Origin of the sequence: Lactococcus sp. SK2-659, from assembly GCF_020218185.2 — a bacterium.
GTDB classification, from domain to species: Bacteria; Bacillota; Bacilli; order Lactobacillales; family Streptococcaceae; genus Lactococcus; species Lactococcus lactis.
Map to the genome: position 1 here is coordinate 467,473 of NZ_JAIWQZ020000001.1, position 19,816 is coordinate 487,288.

Sequence of the window (19,816 nt, forward strand, 5' to 3'; positions counted from 1 at the left end):
GTAGTTTTTTAGCATGGAAGACATACGCAAAAGTCCTAAATAATATTTCTGTTTAGTTACGTTTTTGTATATAAGGATTAAAATAACAAAAAAATAGTTCTTGCTTAATTCAAACTAAAGCGCTATACTCATGGTGAGAAAATAATTTTCTCAAAATAACGAATTAACCAAAAGATTACAAATGTATTTCTTTTGCTGTTTTAGCTATTAACGATAAGGAGGTGTTTTTATGAACACACATATTACACATCAAAAACTTTTCAAAAACGGACTCTTATTTGGAGCGCTTTTGCTTGGACTCGGTTTATCAATCAAAGAAGCAACACCGGCAAAAGCTGTTACGGCAAACTTTAATGGACCAGTTTATCGCCTTTATAATCCAAATTCGGGTGAGCATGTTTATACAATGGGACTTACCGAGAAAAATAATCTTGTCCATTTAGGTTGGGGCTATGAGGGAGTCCTTGGAACTTCATACTATACGATGAACGGTCAAAATTATGATAAAATTCCTGTTTATCGTTTATATAGTAAAAATAGCGGTCAACATCTCTACACAACAAACACTAATGAAGTAAGTGAACTTAAAAATTATGATTGGGTCAATGAGGGGATTGTTTTCTATGATGCCTCTCACTATGGCTATCCACATGGGGAAATTATCAATAGACTCTATAACCCAAATAGCGGTCAACATTTTTATACTAAAAGTATTGAAGAAACAGCATTTTTAACAAAAATAGGTTGGAATGATGAAGGAGTTGCGTTTTGCTTTAGTTCACCAGAACCACCACAATCTGGTCCACTTAGTCCAGCTTAGAAAGGAAAACTTTATAATGAATAAAACAATTAAATTCTATCTACTTACCTCAGCATTACTTTTGTTTTCACCAAATGTTCTGGCAGATAGCCAACCTTTTATACCTGCAGGTGGTATTTCCGCTAGCAATGTTTATCAGCCAGATGGACGAAAAATGATAACAAGTGCTAATCAATTTCCTTACAATACAATTGTATATATTGTAACAGTTGGTGGAAATGGAACAGTCTATTATAGCAGTGGAGTAATTATTGCTCCTAATACAGTATTAACAGCGGGTCATGTAATTTACAATAGACCCAATGGTGGTTATATTAAATCTGCAACGGTTTATCAAGCCAACGCAAACGGGACATACAATTCTAATACGGCTACAACAGTAACTGGGAAAGTCGCGAATCCAGATTGGGTGGCAAAAGATTCGGTCATTACGAAAGGTTATCCAAGCAATAATGCAGATGATTTAGGAATTCTTACTCTTTCTAAAAATGTAGGTTTATCAACAGGTTGGATGGGAATGACATCGGCCCTTTCAACTAATCAGACTATCTCTTTGGTCGGTTTTCCAGGAGATCATGCGGGTCAAATGTAGGGGATGTCGGGAAATGTTTCACGATTTAGTAGTCCGTTGTTTAGCTATTCCAACATCAGTATGTATCCTGGTCAAAGTGGAAGTCCTGTTTTTAATACAAGTCAAAATATTGTTGGTATTAATGTTGCCGAGGCGCAGTATCTGAACCCAAATCCAAATGGGGATAACAACAAAGTTCCTTCCGCTCTCGCTTCACAGTATCCCAACTACGGTGTTCAACTCACTACAAGTAATATCAATTGGATTCAAAATAATGTACCAGCACTTAAAGCCACAGCACTTTATCGTGTTTACAATCCAAATAATGGTGAACATCTTTATACTAAAAATTTGAACGAAGTAATTAGTTTGACAAAAGTAGGGTGGAATTATGAGGGTGTTAATTCTCAACAACCAGCAACTGGTAATGCGGTCTATCGACTTTATAATCCCAATTCAGGTGAACATTTTTATACTTTGTCCTCTTATGAAAGAGATTCACTTGTTAAAGCGGGGTGGCGTTATGAACAAATCAGTTTTTACTCAGATCCCGCAAAACATACGGCAATTTATCGTTTATTTAATCCTAATGCTAAAGGAAAACAAATTAGTCATTTTTATACTTCGAGTAGTGCAGAACGAGACTCGCTTGTCAAAGTTGGGTGGAGATACGAACAAATTAGTTGGTATGGATTATAAAAAACATTAAAACTACTCTTACATAAGAGTAGTTTTTAGCTTTATTATGAGCAACATTTCCATTTTAAAATATCAAGGATTACAAGAAAGTAAGCGTGGAAAGCGGTATCATTTGTGGGTAGTAAAAAAGGCAAGAAGACTTGCAAATAAAAATTAAGGAGTTACTATCATGAGAAAACTTTCTCCCACTTTCATCTATTTTTTTGGTGCTTTAGGTGGTTTATTATTTGGATATGACACAGGCGTCATATCGGGAGCGCTACTTTTTATTGAAAAAGAGAGCTGGCAGGTGAGTTCTTGGGCTTGGATGGAAGGATGGATTACAGCGGCAGTTTTAATGGGAGCTGTAATTGGCGCGGTCGTGATTGGACCAATGAGTGACCGTCTTGGTCGGAAACGTCTGTTACTTTTGTCAGCGGTCATCTTTTTTGTTGGAGCTTTAGGTTCAGGGCTTTCAAATAGCGCTGAGTTACTAATTATTTCTCGGGTTATTCTCGGGATGGCTGTTGGGTCAGCTTCAGCTTTGGTGCCGACTTATTTATCAGAACTTTCACCCGCTAAAATTCGTGGTGGAGTTTCAACTATGTTTCAATTGATGATTATGACTGGGATTTTATTAGCCTATATCTCAAACTATGCTTTAAAAGGAGTTTCAGGAAATTGGCATTGGATGCTTGGTTTGGCCACTGTTCCAGCAGCCCTTCTTTTCATCGGTGGACTCTTTTTGCCAGAATCTCCAAGATTTCTTGTTCGTCATGATAATGAAGCAGGGGCCCGTGAAATATTAGGGATGATAAATGATGATCCAAACTCGATTGAAGCAGAAATTTCTGATATTCAATTGATGGCTAAGGAAGAAAAACAAGGTGGCTTACAAGAATTATTTGGTCAAATGTCACGTCCAGTTTTAATTATGGCAATTGGTCTGGCAATTTTTCAACAGGTTATGGGCTGTAATACAGTCTTATACTTTGCGCCATCAATTTTTGTTGCGGTAGGATTTGGGGCAAGCGCAGCTTTACTTGCTCATATTGGGATTGGTATTTTCAATGTTATTGTAACTTATATTGCTATGAGAGTAATGGATAAAGTTAATCGTCGGTGGATGCTCAATTTTGGTGCTTGGGGAATGGGAATTTCTCTTGTATTGATGTCAGTAGGGATGATTTTAGCAGAAAATGCTCATATTGGCTTTGGTAAATATTTAGCAGTTATCGCTTTAACGGTATATATTGCCTTCTTCTCAGCAACATGGGGACCAGTAATGTGGGTGATGATTGGTGAATCTTTCCCACTTAAAATCCGTGGTTTGGGGAATTCATTTGGTGCTGCCGTCAACTGGGCTGCTAACTGGGTGGTGTCATTAACGTTCTTACCATTATTATCATTTTTTGGAACAGGTAAAATTTTTCTGATTTATGCGGCTTGTTGTTTCCTCTCAATTTGGTTTACTAGTAAAAAAGTTATTGAAACAAGAGGCAAAACACTCGAACAAATCGAAGCAGAATTACTGCATCGTGTGCATCATTTAGAAGAAGAGTAGCAATGTTTCCTAGTGGATATATGAACAAATTATTAGAATATCAAGCATAATTGACCTATAATGAAGGAAAATCAGGAGGAAATAATGACAGAATATAATTCAGAAGCTTATTTGAAAAAGCTTGATAAATGGTGGCGAGCAGCAACTTATCTTGGAGCGGGAATGATCTTCTTGAAAGAAAATCCTTTGTTCTCTGTGACAGGTACTCCAATTAAAGCGGAAAACCTTAAAGCCAATCCTATTGGGCACTGGGGGACGGTTTCAGGACAAACTTTCCTCTATGCTCATGCTAATCGTCTAATCAATAAATATAATCAAAAGATGTTTTACATGGGTGGCCCCGGACATGGTGGACAAGCTATGGTTGTTCCTTCTTATCTTGATGGCTCATATACAGAAGCTTATCCAGAGATTACTCAAGATTTGGAAGGAATGTCACGTTTGTTTAAACGTTTCTCATTTCCTGGAGGAATAGGGTCGCATATGACAGCACAAACCCCTGGTTCACTTCATGAAGGAGGTGAGTTGGGTTATGTGCTATCACATGCAACAGGGGCTATTCTTGATCAACCTGAACAGATTGCTTTTGCTGTTGTTGGGGATGGAGAAGCTGAAACTGGACCGTTGATGACAAGTTGGCACTCTATTAAATTCATTAATCCTAAGAATGACGGGGCAATTTTACCAATTCTTGATTTAAATGGTTTTAAAATTTCAAATCCTACTTTGTTCGCTCGAACTTCAGATGTTGATATTCGTAAATTCTTTGAAGGACTGGGTTACTCACCTCGTTATATTGAAAATGATGATATTCATGATTACATGGCTTATCATAAATTAGCAGCTGAAGTTTTTGATAAAGCGATTGAAGACATTCATCAAATTCAGAAAGATGCGCGTGAAGATAATCGTTATCAAAATGGAGAGATTCCAGCTTGGCCAATTGTTATCGCACGTTTACCAAAAGGTTGGGGTGGTCCACGTTATAATGATTGGTCAGGTCCTAAATTTGACGGAAGAGGAATGCCGATTGAACATAGTTTCCGTGCGCATCAAGTTCCACTTCCATTATCTTCTAAAAATATGGGAACTTTACCAGAATTTGTAAAATGGATGACTTCTTACCAACCAGAAACTTTATTTAATGCTGATGGAAGTTTGAAAGAAGAGTTGCGTGATTTTGCACCAAAAGGTGAGATGCGAATGGCTTCAAACCCTGTAACAAATGGGGGAGTTGATTCTTCTAATTTGGTCTTACCAGATTGGCAAGAATTTGCAAATCCAATTTCTGAAAATAATCGAGGAAAATTACTCCCTGATACAAATGACAATATGGATATGAATGTTTTGTCAAAATATTTTGCTGAAATAGTCAAACTTAATCCTACGCGTTTCCGTTTGTTTGGTCCTGATGAAACCATGTCTAATCGTTTTTGGGAAATGTTTAAGGTGACGAATCGTCAATGGATGCAAGTCATAAAAAATCCAAATGATGAATTTATCTCACCTGAGGGTCGGATTATTGATTCTCAATTATCAGAACACCAAGCAGAAGGTTGGCTTGAAGGTTATACTTTAACTGGACGCACAGGAGTATTTGCAAGTTATGAATCATTCTTGCGAGTCGTGGATTCAATGTTAACTCAACATTTCAAATGGATTCGTCAAGCTGCAGACCAAAAATGGCGCCATGATTATCCTTCGCTTAATGTTATTTCGACTTCGACTGTTTTCCAACAAGACCATAACGGTTATACTCACCAAGATCCTGGAATGTTGACTCATTTGGCTGAAAAGAAATCTGATTTTATCAGACAATACTTGCCGGCTGATGGGAATACTTTGCTTGCCGTATTTGACCGTGCTTTTCAAGATAGAAGTAAAATTAATCATATTGTAGCCTCTAAACAACCTCGTCAACAATGGTTTACTAAAGAAGAGGCTGAAAAATTGGCGACTGACGGAATTGCAACAATTGATTGGGCTTCAACGGCTAAAGATGGAGAAGCAGTAGACTTAGTTTTTGCCTCAGCAGGAGCTGAGCCTACAATTGAAACACTGGCAGCTTTACATCTTATAAACGAAGTTTTCCCACAGGCAAAATTCCGTTATGTGAATGTGGTTGAATTAGGTCGCTTGCAAAAGAAAAAAGGAGCGCTCAACCAAGAACGTGAACTCTCAGATGAAGAATTTGAAAAATACTTTGGTCCTTCAGGCACTCCAGTAATTTTTGGATTCCATGGATATGAAGATTTAATCGAATCCATTTTCTATCAAAGAGGACATGATGGTTTGATTGTTCATGGTTACCGTGAAGATGGTGACATCACGACGACTTATGATATGCGGGTTTACTCTGAGCTTGACCGTTTCCACCAAGCGATTGATGCCATGCAAGTTCTTTATGTCAACCGAAAAGTTAATCAAGGTCTAGCGAAAGCTTTCATTGACCGAATGGAACGGACACTAGTTAAACACTTTGAAGTGACAAGAAATGAAGGAGTTGATATTCCTGAGTTTACTGAATGGGTTTGGTCCGATTTAAAGAAATAGGCTTAAATTTATAAAAAAACACGCTGATTTTAATCAATCAAGCGTGTTTTTTTTACTGACAGAATGATTAGGTCTGGTCTGTCGGTAATTAATTTTCTGTCAGTGAATAAGGAAGTTGTTCGTTCGTATATTTAAGTGGATTTGGTACGATTCCTAAATCAAATTTTAGGGTTCCGCCTTTTATCAGTTCTTCGTGCTTGATAAAAGTATCATTGACTTTTTTGTCAGTAAATGTGATTTGGTTGACGAAAACTTGTTGCGGAGCATTTGGTTCTGCAAGAATAATAAGTTGCTGACCAGAGGAAAGGTTGATTCTAGCTTTGTCCCAAAGTGGAATTCCTAATACATATTGATTAGAAGCAGCCGTGACTGGATAGAATCCTAAGCTTGAAAAAATATACCAAGCTGCCATTGTTCCATTATCTTCGTCACCAGGATAGCCCTTCGGACTATCATTAAATGTTTCTGTCAGTAAATTTTTGATTAAAGGCGTAGCCATCCAAGGTTTACCAATGTAGCTAAAAAGGTATGGGTAATGGAAACTTGGTTGATTTGAGATAGCCACTTGTCCAAATTCGATAGCAGCCATTTCACTCATTTCGTGAATTTCAAAACCGTATCCTTCAACATTGAAATTTGGTCGTTGGTTGCAAAGCTCGATGAGTTTGTTTTCAAAATTTTCTTTTGAGCCATGTAGTTTAATCAATCCAGCAAAATCATGAAGAACTGACCAAGAAGTCTGCCAAGCAGAACCTTCTGCATAATCACGTCCCCAACGAATATCTAAAAAGTCAGGTCTGAAATTTCCGTCAGCATCTTTTGCTCGCATAAAACCAGTTTCAGAATCAAAAATATTTTGATAGTTTTTTGCTTGATGGGCATAGAAGTCTGAAGTTTCTTTGTCACCGGTTTGTTTCGCCACTTGAGAAATACAATAATCAGAAAATGCGTAATCTAAAGTGTGATTAACTGATTCATGGTGAGTGAGCGGAACATAACCAAGTTTTAGATAATCTTTTGTGCCACGACGGCCGTAATTAGAGTTTTCAGATTGACTTGTGGCTCCTTTTTTCATTGCTTCCAAAAACTCGGGCATCAAATCAGGACGAATGTTTTTGCTTGCAGCATCAGCAATGACAGCGTCTATCAAGGTACCGGGCATTAGACCACGTTCATCAGGAGAAAGCCATTTTGGAAGAAAACCAGTCGCACGATAAGAATTTAGGAAACCTTCGAGCATATCACCGTACTCGTCAACGGCTATTAGACTATAAAGCGGATAGACTGTTCGGAAAGTATCCCAGAAGCCATTGTTTGTATAGAGCGGGCCTTTCTTGACAGTTTTAGAGCTTGTATCGTAATGGATTTTTTGATGCTCTTGGTCAAATTCATAAAAAGTTTGTGGAAAGAGAAATGAGCGATAAAGATTGTGATAGAAAGTGGAAACTTCTTGTTGATTATGATGCTCAATTTCGATACGTGAAAAAAGGTTATTCCAAGCTGATTCAGCATTTTCCAAATATGTTTCTGCTGAATTATCTTGTTCACGTTCCAGATTAAGAGCGGCTTGTACCTTGGAAATAAAAGAGGTAGCAAAATGTATTTGAACCTGCTTGGCTGCTTTGAAATCTAAGCGAACGGAAGAATCTTCATCAGATAAATTTCCACTTAAAACAAAAGGTTGGTCAGCAGTAAATTTGAGATAGAAAGTAAAATTTTCATCTTCACAACCAGCAAAATTAATAATTGAAAGCTCTAAGCTGTAATCGTCAAGTTGTTGAAGTTCATAAGAACCGGGGAGATGAAGCATCAAGCCATTATCTTTGAGGCCTAAATTTTGAAAATTCATTGATAGAATTCCACCATACATTGATGGAATTAACTGAGATGTAATCTGATAACGTAATTGAGTAATTTTGAGTTGCGTTGGATTAAAAGTTGATTCTTCTGGACGGTATGAACTTACTGTGTGCCACAAGGAAGTTTCAGGCAAAGGACCCGCAACAGGCGTCATTGTCAAATGTGAGAAATCTCCCATCCAAGGACTGGGTTGGTGAGTGATTCGGTAGCCTTCAAAGGTGCGGTCTTCTGGATGAAACCACCAAGCCCCACGAGCAGCACCGGTTGAAGGGGCAAAATAATTCATTCCCCAAGGAAAACCAGTGTAAGGAAGGCAATTCCCATGTGAAAAAGTGGATTGGTTAGCAGTACCATGACGGGTATCAATTTTGTTTATCTTCATTTCAACTCCTCAGTTGTTTTTCTTTTAATTAAATTGATTGGAACTTTGACATCTTTGGGGGTTTGCCCGCTTTTAATCCAGTCTAAAAGCAGTTCGCCAGCGATTCTTCCCATACCAATGAAATCTTGAGCAATGGTTGTTAATGGCGGATTTGATAAGCTTGCTGCTTGAATATCATCAAAACCAATAATTGATATATCATTTGGAACAGAAAAATGGCTATCTTGCAAAGTCTTCATAGTTTGAAGAGCGACTAAGTCATTTTCACAGATAAGTCCTGTGACTTTTTCATTATGAATAAGTTCCAAAACAGAACTTTCGGTGTAAAGTGAGTCATCAAGAGTAGTGTGAAACTTGATTCCTTGTTCTTTTAAAACTTTGACATATCCTAAGTATCGATTTCTTGTTGTTTGGGGATGGTGGGTATCATTACTAGCCACAAAAGCAATTCGTTTATGCCCTAAATTTAAGAGCGCTTGAGCGGCTTGTTCACCACCATTAAAGTTATCTGAGGAAACACAAGGAAATCCGAGGTCGTAAATTTGTTTATCTAAAAGAACGACAGGAAAGTTTTGTAGTGAAAGTTCTAATAAGATATCTAGATAATCTTCTGTATACATTGGATAGTAAATTAATCCATCAAAATTTTCTTTAATATCATCCGCTGTATTTTCTTTAAGGTAACTTGCGTAAGTGATAAATACGGTTGTGTTTTCAACTTTTAAAGCAGGAACCAAACCTTGTGTGAAATCTCCAAATGACATTCCTTCAAAAGGAATAATAAAGAGCACTCTTTTTAATAGTTTGGTATGATTTTTATTTAATTCTTGAACAAAAGTTCCTTTTCCTCGTGTTCTACTGACAAGACCAAGCTGTTCTAATTCAGTAAGAGCTCTTTTTGCGGTAATGCGGCTAACTGAATAAGTCTCTGAGAGTTCTTTTTCAGTGGGAAGCTGGTCTCCTGATTTAAATGTTTTAGTGACAATTTTTTGCTTTAAATCATCGGAAATCTGCTGGTAGAGTGGTAAGCTCATAGAAGTATCCCTTTGTATTTTATTTGATATATCATATTTTACTCTTTTTTTATAAAAAAACAAGTCTTTTACAAGTAAAAATGATAAAAATAGGCTTGCTACCTCTATAATATTCAGAAAAAATAAAAACAGATAACATAATTAATCTTATTTTAATAAAAAAGCGCTTGCAAAATATAAAAATTTATATTAAAATAACCTTAAATGATATATCAAATGAATTTTAAAAGGAGATGCAGTGAAAGCAAATATTCCAAAATCTGTTAAAAAGTTTATGAATGACATAACAATTCTTTGTGGAGAAGAACATAAAGAGTGGGCTGTAAACTTTAATCATTCTTTCTCAAACACACTTGAAACTACTTTAAGAGTGCATGATGACAGGACTACCTTTCTTTTAACAGGTGATATTCCAGCAATGTGGTTACGAGATTCGACAGCTCAAATGAGACCTTATTTGGTACTTGCACGTGAAGATGAAGAAATTCGTGATTTGATTGTTGGTTTAGTAAAAAAACAAATGATATATATTAATCTAGATCCTTATGCTAATGCTTTCAACGAAAGTGAAAACTTTGCTGGGCATCAGACAGACCATACCAACTTTAATGAACACAAAGGCTGGATTTGGGAAAGAAAGTATGAGATTGACTCCCTTTGTTATCCTATTCAACTCGCTTACTTAGTCTATAAAAACACAGGTTATACCAAACATTTTGATGAAGAATTTATCAAAGCAGTCAAAAACACCTTGAATGTTTTTAAAACAGAACAAAATCATGAGGATTCTCCCTACCATTTTGTTCGAGATACTGAGCGACATGAAGATACTTTAATAAGAGATGGAAAAGGAGCCAAGACAGCCTACACTGGAATGACTTGGTCAGGATTTAGACCAAGTGATGATGCTTGTGAGTATGGTTATTTGGTTCCGTCAAATATGTTTGCTGTTGTTATTTTGGATTATATCAAGGAAATTTTTACTGAGCTTCTATCTAATGAAGAAATTGCAAATGAAGCAAAGATGCTTAGAGATGAAATTCAAGAGGGACTTGAGAAATTTGCCAAAACTAAAAATCAACAAGGCGAAGAAGTTTGGGCTTATGATGTTGATGGACTTGGGAACAAAACTTTAATGGATGATAGCAATGTTCCCAATCTGATTGCAGCTCCATATTTGGGATTTTGTCAGGCTGAAGATGAAGTTTATTTGAAAACACGACAAACTTTATTGAGTAAAGAAAATCCTTATTACTATGAAGGAAAATATGCACGAGGAATTGGTTCTAGTCATACACCAGAAAATTATGTCTGGCCAATTGCTTTAGCAATGGAAGGAATGACTACAAATGATAAGAGCGAAAAAGAACGAATCTTAAATCATTTGGTCGAAACAGACGCTGGAACACATTTGATGCATGAAGGATTTGATGTGAATAATCCAAAAAATTACACTAGAGAATGGTTTAGCTGGGCTAATATGATGTTTTGTGAGTTAGTCATGGATTATTTTGATATACAAATTGAAAAATAAGTTAATGAGATTAGTTTTAGAAAGATAGAGCTTTATGAAAAAGAAAACGGTACATATCATCTCTCACAGTCATTGGGATCGAGAATGGTATATGGCTTATGAAGAACATCATATGCGTTTAGTCAATTTAGTGGATGATTTACTTGATTTATTCAAGAAAGATCCTGAGTTTGATAGCTTTCATTTGGATGGACAAACGATTATTTTAGATGACTATTTGCAAGTACGTCCCGAGCGTCGTGAGGAAGTACAAGCAGCGATTTCAGCTGGAAAACTGAGAATCGGTCCATTTTATATCTTACAAGATGATTTCCTCATTAGTTCTGAATCAAACGTTCGTAATATGCTTGTTGGGCGTAAAGAATCGGAGCGTTGGGGTGCTCCCGTTGAGTTGGGGTATTTCCCTGATACTTTTGGGAATATGGGGCAAACGCCACAAATGATGAAAGGGGCAGGGCTTAGCGCTGCAGCTTTTGGTCGAGGAGTGAAGCCAATCGGGTTTGATAACCAAGTTTTGGAACAATCAGAGGAAGCCTATAGTTCACAATTTTCAGAAATGTGGTGGGAAGGTCCTGATGGGACAAAAATTCTTGGAATTCTATTTGCCAATTGGTATTCAAATGGAAATGAAATTCCTGCTGAAAAAGCAGCAGCACTTGACTTTTGGAATCAAAAATTAGCAGATGTTGAAAAATTTGCTTCGACATCACATCTCTTAATGATGAATGGTGTGGATCATCAACCAGTTCAGAAAGATTTGAGCAAAGCGATTCGCTTGGCAAATGAACTTTTCCCAGATTATGAGTTTGTTCATTCTAATTGGCCAACTTATTTAGAAGCTGTAAGGTCAGATTTGCCTGAAAACTTATCTACGGTAACAGGGGAACTAACCTCACAGGAAACTGATGGCTGGTACACTTTAGCAAATACGGCTTCGAGTCGAGTTTATCTCAAACAATGGAATACAAAAGTTGAGCGTCAGTTAGAAAATGTTACAGAACCTCTCGCCAGTTTAGCTTATCGGGTGACAGGGGAGTATCCGCATGATAAATTGACTTATGCTTGGAAAACTTTGATGCAAAATCATCCACATGATAGTATCTGTGGTTGCTCTGTTGACGAAGTTCATCGTGAAATGATGACACGTTTTGAAAAAGCGAATGAAGTAGGAAAATATCTTGCTGATGATGCATTATTTGAACTCGCTAAAGTGATTGACTTTGAAGGCCAACATCCTTTTGTAGTTTTTAATACAGCTGGACATTCTAAAACAGGTGAGGCTGAAGTTGAAGTAGTTCTTGAGCGTAAATTATTTAAAGAAGGAATTCCTGAAAAGCTTTATGATGAACTTAAGGCACAGCCTAAGTCAACTTATAAAGTAATCAATCGTGAAGGTCAAGAAGTCCCAGCTGAAATCAGTGAAGAAGAAGTCTTATTTGATTATGATTTACCGAAAGATCGTTTCCGAGTTCCTTACATGAAACGATTTGTGAAAGTGAAATTATTTTTAAATGAAATGAGTGCTTTTTCTTGGGAAAGTTTTGATTTGGTACTTACTGACGATGCTGACAGTTCTGTCAATAATAATGAAAGTATGATTTCTGGTCAAACTATTGAAAATGAAAGTTTGAAACTGACAGTTAATCATAATGGAACATTGAGTATTTTTGATAAGTCGCTCAATAAAGTTTTTAAAGATTTGCTTGTTTTTGAAGACACTGGTGATATTGGAAATGAATATATCTATTTCCAACCTAAAAATACCAAATCCATTCTTTCTACTGACAGTCCTGTTGAGTTTTCAATTATTACTGACAGAGCAGAAATTGCGGAAGTTCAGCTTAAACAAGTGCTGATGATTCCTGAATCTGCTGACGAATTATTGGATGAGGAACAAAAAAAGGTTTTGGAATTCCGTTATCGTAATGCTGGTCGTTCTGATAAACTTTTGCCTTTAGAGGTAACAAGCAAAATCACTGTACGTAAAAATTCAAAAAAAGTTGATTTTGAAACAAGCATTGATAATCAAATGAAAGATCACAGACTTCGTGTACTATTCCCAGCGGGATTAACAAGCGAAAATCACGAAGCTGACAGTATTTATGAAGTAGTGACAAGACCTAATGTTATGCCTGAAACTTGGGAAAATCCAACAAATCCACAGCATCAGCAAGCTTTCGTTAATCTTCATAATGAAGAGTATGGTTTAACTGTTGGTAATTTTGGTTTAAATGAATATGAAATTACTGACAGCTCTGTCATTGCATTGACCTTGCTTAGAGGGGTTGGAGAACTTGGTGATTGGGGTTACTTCCCGACACCAGAGGCTCAAACTTTAGGGCGTCATACTTTTAACTATAGTTTAGAATTTCATGGACCGGCTTGTGAACGTTATGAAACTTATCAACATGCTTATATTGCACAAGTTCCATTTTCAACGGTAGAACTGACAAATCCGTCAGCAGAAAAAACTTTACCGTCAGCTGGGAAAATATTAGAAATTGATACTGATAAATTTGCTATCACGGCAATGAAACGTCGCGAATCAGATAATGGTCTAGTTTTACGAGGCTACAATATGTCTGGTCAGTCATTAAGTTTAGCGCTTGAAGAAGAAGCAAAATTACTTAATTTACTCGAAGATGAAATTGAAGCAGACGCACCCACACAAATTGCAGCTCACGAAATCCGGACTTTATTGATTAAGGAGAAAAATCAATGAAAAATTTTTTTCGGAATATTTGGCGCTATAAAGCACTGATCATTATGGCTCTGCCGGGTGCAATTTGGATGATATTCTTCTTTTATATTCCAGTATTTGCAAATGTGGTGGCTTTTAAAGATTTTCATATTGACCCAGACGGATTTTTGGCCAGTTTGACCAATAGTCCTTGGGTAGGATTTAAAAACTTTGAATTCCTCTTTTCTTCCGGTGCTGCTTTTGATATCACAAGAAATACGGTTCTTTATAATGTTGGGTTTATTACACTGAACTTGATTATTTCTATTGCGTTTGCAATTATCATGAGTGAATTAAGAAATAAAAAGTTGGTAAAAGTGTATCAAACGATGTCACTTCTTCCTTATTTCCTTTCATGGGTTGTTATTTCTTACTTTGTTTATGCCTTCTTGGCACCAGGAAACAAAGGGATTTTCAACCAAATGATTATGCATAATGGAGGAATGCCAGTCAATTGGTATCAAGAACCAAAATATTGGGTCTTCATCATCCTCTTCATTGGTGTTTGGAAGGGAATTGGTTATAATTCGATTATCTACTTTGCAACAGTAATGGGAATTAACCCAACCTACTATGAAGCAGCAATGGTCGATGGCGCAACAAAATGGCAACAGATTAAAAATATTACCATTCCTCAAGTTGTTCCACTGATGACGATTTTGACAATCTTAGCCGTTGGAAATATTTTCCGTGCTGACTTTGGTCTTTTCTATAATGTTCCACGACAATCAGGTGCTTTGACACCAGTAACGCAAGTCCTTGATACCTATATCTATAATGGCTTGGCTAACACTGGTGACTTAGGAATGGCAACGGCAGCAGCGCTTTATCAATCAGTAGTAGGATTTATTCTTCTAATGATTACAAACTTCTTTGCTCGCAGACTTGATAGTGATTCAGCATTATTCTAAGAAAGGAGGAAGCTAGTAGGTCAAGCCTTTTATCAAACTTGAAAGCTAATAATATATGAAAAAGAAAAAAATAGCCTCATTATCTGTTCGAGGATTTAATCGTCCAGTTAACTTTGTTTTTAATATCGTCATTGCACTTTTTGCAATCTCTTGTGTCTTACCTTTCCTCTTTGTCTTAGCCATTTCGCTGACAAAAGAATCGGCTTTGCAACAATTCGGTTATAGCTTTTGGCCACGAGAATGGAGCTTTTATGCTTATACCTTCTTATTTGACCAAATGAAAGATAAAATGTTGCAATCATTGTTTGTCACAGTCCTTGTTACGGTTCTAGGGACTGCAATTAATTCTACAGCAACTTCACTTTATGCTTATGCGATTTCTAGAAATAACTTTCCTTTCCGTCGCTTCTTCACTATCTTTTGTTTAATCACAATGTTATTCTCACCTGGGATGATTGCGAATTACTTGGTCATGACTAATCTTTTGCAATTGAAAGACACAATTTGGGCTTTGATTTTACCAATGGCTGTCTCGCCATTTAACATCATTGTGATGAGAACTTTCTTTAAACGTTCAGTTCCAGATTCAATTATTGAATCTGCCCGAATTGACGGAGCAAGTGAACTTAGAATTTTCACTCAAATTGTTCTTCCTTTAGCAGTACCTGGGATTGCAACCATTTCCCTCTTTGCGGCCTTAGGTTATTGGAATGACTGGTTTAATGCTCTTCTTTATATCTCAAATGATAAATTGATTCCATTGCAATATTTGCTGATGAAAGTTCAAAACAACTTACAATTCTTAACACAAAATGCAGGAGCAGGCTCACAGATTGCCGGAGGTTTAGCGGCTCTCCCTGGTGAATCAGCACGTATGGCAATTGTTATCATTTCAACTTTACCAATTGCGATTAGTTATCCATTCTTCCAACGTTATTTTGTCAAAGGTTTAACCATTGGTGGCGTTAAAGAATAAGAAGACTCTGCTTATTTAGCAGAGTAAATTTAGACGCTTAAAGAAAGCGCAAACATTAATAAAGTTAAAAAAATTGGGGAAACCCTAAAGGAGCATACTCTAATGAAAAATTATCAAAAAGTTGCACTCGGTACCGTATCAGTGCTTGCAGCCTTTACACTTGTGGCTTGTGGTTCATCTGCGAAGTCAAAAAGTAGTTCTGGTAAAACAACTTTACACATGTACCAGATTGGTGATAAGCCAGACAATTACAAAGAATTGATGGCTAACGCTAATAAAATTCTTGAGAAAAAAGCTGGTGTGAAATTGGACATTAGCTACATTGGTTGGGGAGATTACGCTAAAAAAATGAACGTCATCGTTTCATCTGGTGAAGCTTATGACATTGCTTTTGCCCAAGATTATGCAACAAATGCCGCTAAAGGTGCCTTTGCTGATTTAACTGATTTAGCCCCTAAATATGCCAAGACAGCTTATAATGAACTTAATCCTGCTTACATTGAGGGAAATAAAATCAATGGAAAACTTTATGGATATCCTGTAAATGGTAATATTTATGCTCAACAAGTGATTACTTTTAACAAGCAATATTTGGATAAATATAATTTATCAATTGACGGCGTTGATTCATTTGCCTCTGCTGAAAAAGTGATTGAAGAATTCCATAAAAAAGATCCTAATGTTGCAGCTTTTGCCATTGGTCAAGGTTTCAAAACACCAGGTAATGTTGACTATGTCCTTGGAAATGGTTTGCCATTTGCTGTAGATACAACAGGGGATGGTAAAAAAATCCAAAATGTTTATGACATTCCTGCCTATATTGATAATTTGAAGAAAATGCATGATTACTATACTAAAGGTTTAATTCCGGCCGATGCAGCTACTTCAAATACTGCATTTGACTTGAATTCAAATAACTGGTTCGCTCGTGTCGAAACACAAGGTCCTTACGATTACGGCGATACTATTTTGACTCAAGCAGCAGGACAAACACTTGTATCTAAAGCAGTAACTAATCCATTGATTACAACTGACCAAGCTCGTATGGCTAACTTCGTTGTTTCAAATACCTCTAAACATAAAGAAGAAGCGGTTAAAGCACTTGGAATCATCAATAGTGACGCTGAACTTTTAAATGGTTTAGTTTATGGTGTTGAAGGACAACAATGGGAAAAAACTGGTGATAAGAAAATTAAATTACTTCCTTCATACAGTGAAGGGGTAAAACATATGGCTGCTTGGAATACAGGAAATAATGCCATTCTTTATACAACTGATGCGGTTACCAATGAAATGATTACTAAACGTGACCAATCAATTAAAGACGCAAAAGTTTCACCATTGCTTGGCTTTACTTTTGACCAATCAAAAGTGAAATCTGAAATTTCAAACTTATCAAATGTCATGAGTCAATATTTAGATCAATTGAACACAGGATCTGTTGACCCAGTTCAAACTTTACCAAAACTCAAAGCTGAATTGAAAAAAGCAGGTTATGATAAAGTTCAAAAAGAAATGCAAAGTCAATATGATACTTATCTAAAAAATAAATAAGAGGTAAACAAATCCAAGATCTCCTTTCTAAATTCATTTTGAAACTAGTTTGGAGGTCTTATTTTATTGGAATTATTATGGAAAAAGGATTATTAGTCGATATTGGACGAAAATATTGGTCAATAGCAGAGTTAAAAAGATTAGTTCTTTTACTTCAAGAGCATAAGCTGACTCATTTACAACTTCATCTCAATGAAAATGAAGGATTTGCGCTAAATTTTACTGACAGCCCTGTCAGTAAAAAATATTCAGAAAATATGCTCAAAGAATTGAAAGAATTTGCAAAAACACACGAAATCACTTTGATTCCTGATTTTGATAGTCCAGGTCACATGGGCTCCTTGTTAGAGCAAAATCCTGAATTTGCACTACCTGACAGCAAGCAACAAGCGGTAGATGTTACTAATCCAGCAGTCATTGATTGGATTATCGGAATAATTGATAAGATAGTCGATATTTTCCCAGATTCAGATACTTTTCATATCGGGGCTGATGAATTTATTGATTTTCGGCAAATTGAAAAATATCCTTATTTAGTGGAGAAAACTCGGGAAAAATATGGAAATAAGGCAAGTGGTTTAGAGTTTTATTATGACTATGTTAATCAATTGACCGAGCATTTGCAGAAAAAAGGAAAACAAGTTCGTATTTGGAATGATGGATTTTTACGAAAAGACCTTCAGTCATTGGTTCCTTTGAATAAAAATGTGGAGGTTTGTTATTGGACAAACTGGGACAAAGGGATGGCAGAAGTCAAAGAATGGTTAACTAAGGGTTATACCTTAATAAATTTTTGTGATAATGACCTTTATTATGTTTTAGGTGAAGAAGCAGGCTATTCTTATCCAACGGCTGAAAAACTGGAAAGGGAAGGAAAAATTCAAAAATTTTCTGGTCAGCAATATTTAAATCAAGAAGAGATGAAAGCTGTCAGAGGAACTTACTTTTCGATTTGGGCTGACAATGCTGCAGCTAAGTCTGTCAGTGAAATTTTAGACGATCTTAGCAAGGTACTTCCGGTATTTATGAAAATTTATGGAGGAAATGATGAATAATTGGTGGAAAAAAGCAGTCATTTATCAAATTTATCCCCGGTCATTTAAGGATTCAAATGATGACGGAATTGGTGACATCAATGGAATAATAGAGAAATTAACTTATCTTGAAAAACTAGGAGTGGATGGTATTTGGCTATCTCCGATTTATCAATCTCCGATGATTGATAATGGTTATGACATTAGTGATTACTATAAAATTGACCCACTTTTTGGAACAATGGCTGATTTTGAAGCGCTCATAGAAAAAGCAAAGCAACTTAATATTCGTGTCATTATGGACTTGGTTGTCAATCATACATCTGACCAACATTTGTGGTTTAAAGAATCCAAAAAATCTAAAAATAATCCGAGAAGAGATTTTTATATTTGGCGGGATCAACCGATTGGAGAATTTAAAAATTGGACTTATGACTCAAGCACTCAACAATATTATTTTCATCTTTTTAGTCCACAGCAGCCTGACTTGGATTGGGAAAATGAAGAAGTGCGTAAGGAAATTCATAAGATGATGAATTTTTGGTTGGCTAAGGGAATTTCTGGTTTTAGATTAGATGTCATTGATTTGATTGGAAAAAAACCAGATCAAGAAATCACGGTTAATGGTCCAAAATTGCATGATTACCTAAAAGAGATGAATTTAGCAACTTTTGGTAAAAAGGATTATCTCACTGTTGGTGAAGCTTGGTCAAGTTCACCAGAATTAGCAAAGTTATATAGTGGCCCTAATCGTCATGAACTTTCAATGGTTTTTGGCTTCTGGCATCTATTGACATCAGCAGGAAACGGGGACAAATGGAAAAAACTCCCCTTAAATGTTCCAAAGCTAAAAGAAGCAATGACCGCTTGGCAGAAATTGACGCCGAATGAAGCATGGAATTCTCTTTTTCTAGGCAATCACGATTTGCCACGCATTGTCTCTTTTTGGGGAGATGAGGGGACATACAGAGAAAAATCAGCCAAAGCTTTTGCAATTCTCTTTCATTTGATGCGTGGCACTTCTTTTATTTATCAAGGCGAAGAATTAGGAATGACCAATTTTCCTTTTGAAAATCTGTCAGCAATAAATGACGTAGAATCACATGAATATTTTACTGACAGAAAAAAAGAAGGACAGTCAGAAGAAGAAATTATCAAAGTTTTACGAGAAATGAGTCGTGATAATGCTAGGACGCCAATGCAATGGACCAGTGATGAGAAAGCTGGTTTTACAAAAGGGAAACCTTGGCTTTCTATCAATCCTAATACTAAGTCAATAAATGCTGACCAAGCTGTCAGCGATTCTAACTCTGTATTTTATACTTATCAAAAGTTAATCAAACTTCGTCACCAAGAAAATTGGCTGATAGAAGCAGATTTTGAATTACTTGAAAGTGCTGACGAAATCTTCGCATACTTGAGAAAAACGACAACAAGAACTTTTCTGGTGGTCGCCAATTTATCAAATTCAAGCCAACGTTTTGAAAGTTCTTTTGTCAAAAAAAATGAAATCATCAGTAATGACAGCTTTCCAAATTTACTGACAGACATAGAAATTCAACCTTGGCAAGCTTTTGCTTTAGAAATAAAAAATGTTGATTAATA

The 19,816-nt window shown here is 36.3% G+C and carries 14 protein-coding genes; 12 read left to right on the forward strand and 2 right to left on the reverse strand.

Annotated elements, in window-relative coordinates; genetic code table 11:
* Nucleotides 1-229 precede the first annotated feature (229 nt).
* The 5 genes from LDP15_RS02240 to LDP15_RS02260 all read left to right on the forward strand — a co-directional run bounded on the left by LDP15_RS02240 (nt 230) and on the right by LDP15_RS02260 (nt 6,186).
* Nucleotides 230-820 carry a hypothetical protein gene (locus tag LDP15_RS02240; protein ID WP_015426665.1) on the forward strand — a complete coding sequence of 197 codons (591 nt, stop codon included), beginning with the start codon at nt 230-232 and terminating at the stop codon, nt 818-820.
* A 16-nt stretch (nt 821-836) separates the two neighbouring features.
* On the forward strand, nt 837-1,412 hold the full coding sequence (locus LDP15_RS02245; RefSeq protein WP_015426664.1) for a serine protease: 576 nt from the start codon (nt 837-839) through the stop codon (nt 1,410-1,412).
* 3 nt (nt 1,413-1,415) lie between these two features.
* On the forward strand, nt 1,416-2,090 hold the full coding sequence (locus tag LDP15_RS02250) for a hypothetical protein (protein WP_015426663.1): 675 nt from the start codon (nt 1,416-1,418) through the stop codon (nt 2,088-2,090).
* Between the two features lie 169 nt (nt 2,091-2,259).
* On the forward strand, nt 2,260-3,633 hold the full coding sequence (locus LDP15_RS02255; RefSeq protein ID WP_225513429.1) for a sugar porter family MFS transporter: 1,374 nt from the start codon (nt 2,260-2,262) through the stop codon (nt 3,631-3,633).
* Nucleotides 3,634-3,717: 84 nt separating this feature from the next.
* The gene (locus LDP15_RS02260; protein WP_015426661.1) at nt 3,718-6,186 is read left to right on the forward strand and encodes a phosphoketolase; all 2,469 of its coding nucleotides are present in this window, start codon (nt 3,718-3,720) and stop codon (nt 6,184-6,186) included.
* Between the two features lie 88 nt (nt 6,187-6,274).
* On the opposite strand, the gene LDP15_RS02265 is transcribed toward LDP15_RS02260, so the two are convergent.
* On the reverse strand, nt 6,275-8,428 hold the full coding sequence (locus LDP15_RS02265; protein ID WP_015426660.1) for a GH92 family glycosyl hydrolase: 2,154 nt from the start codon (nt 8,426-8,428) through the stop codon (nt 6,275-6,277).
* The gene (locus LDP15_RS02270) at nt 8,425-9,462 is read right to left on the reverse strand and encodes a LacI family DNA-binding transcriptional regulator (RefSeq protein ID WP_003130086.1); all 1,038 of its coding nucleotides are present in this window, start codon (nt 9,460-9,462) and stop codon (nt 8,425-8,427) included. Before LDP15_RS02270 ends, LDP15_RS02265 begins: the two co-directional genes overlap by 4 nt.
* Before the next feature lie 274 nt (nt 9,463-9,736).
* Between LDP15_RS02270 and LDP15_RS02275 the strand changes: the two genes are divergently transcribed.
* The 7 genes from LDP15_RS02275 (at nt 9,737) to LDP15_RS02305 (ending at nt 19,814) form a co-directional block, all read left to right on the forward strand.
* The gene (locus LDP15_RS02275; RefSeq protein ID WP_042230749.1) at nt 9,737-10,996 is read left to right on the forward strand and encodes a glycoside hydrolase family 125 protein; all 1,260 of its coding nucleotides are present in this window, start codon (nt 9,737-9,739) and stop codon (nt 10,994-10,996) included.
* A 34-nt stretch (nt 10,997-11,030) separates the two neighbouring features.
* A complete protein-coding gene (locus LDP15_RS02280) occupies nt 11,031-13,718 on the forward strand; it encodes an alpha-mannosidase (protein WP_015426658.1) in 2,688 nt (895 codons plus the stop codon).
* On the forward strand, nt 13,715-14,647 hold the full coding sequence (locus LDP15_RS02285; protein WP_015426657.1) for a sugar ABC transporter permease: 933 nt from the start codon (nt 13,715-13,717) through the stop codon (nt 14,645-14,647). The genes LDP15_RS02280 and LDP15_RS02285 overlap by 4 nt, the downstream gene beginning before the upstream one ends.
* A gap of 55 nt (nt 14,648-14,702) precedes the next feature.
* Nucleotides 14,703-15,623, forward strand: coding sequence for a carbohydrate ABC transporter permease (locus LDP15_RS02290; RefSeq protein ID WP_003130090.1), 921 nt, complete (start codon nt 14,703-14,705; stop codon nt 15,621-15,623).
* A gap of 102 nt (nt 15,624-15,725) precedes the next feature.
* A complete protein-coding gene (locus LDP15_RS02295; RefSeq protein WP_225513428.1) occupies nt 15,726-17,177 on the forward strand; it encodes an ABC transporter substrate-binding protein in 1,452 nt (483 codons plus the stop codon).
* A gap of 77 nt (nt 17,178-17,254) precedes the next feature.
* Entirely contained in the window at nt 17,255-18,232 is a 978-nt protein-coding gene (locus tag LDP15_RS02300) for a family 20 glycosylhydrolase (RefSeq protein WP_015426656.1), read from the forward strand.
* Nucleotides 18,222-19,814 carry an alpha-glucosidase gene (locus LDP15_RS02305; protein ID WP_042230455.1) on the forward strand — a complete coding sequence of 531 codons (1,593 nt, stop codon included), beginning with the start codon at nt 18,222-18,224 and terminating at the stop codon, nt 19,812-19,814. Before LDP15_RS02300 ends, LDP15_RS02305 begins: the two co-directional genes overlap by 11 nt.
* Nucleotides 19,815-19,816 lie beyond the last annotated feature (2 nt).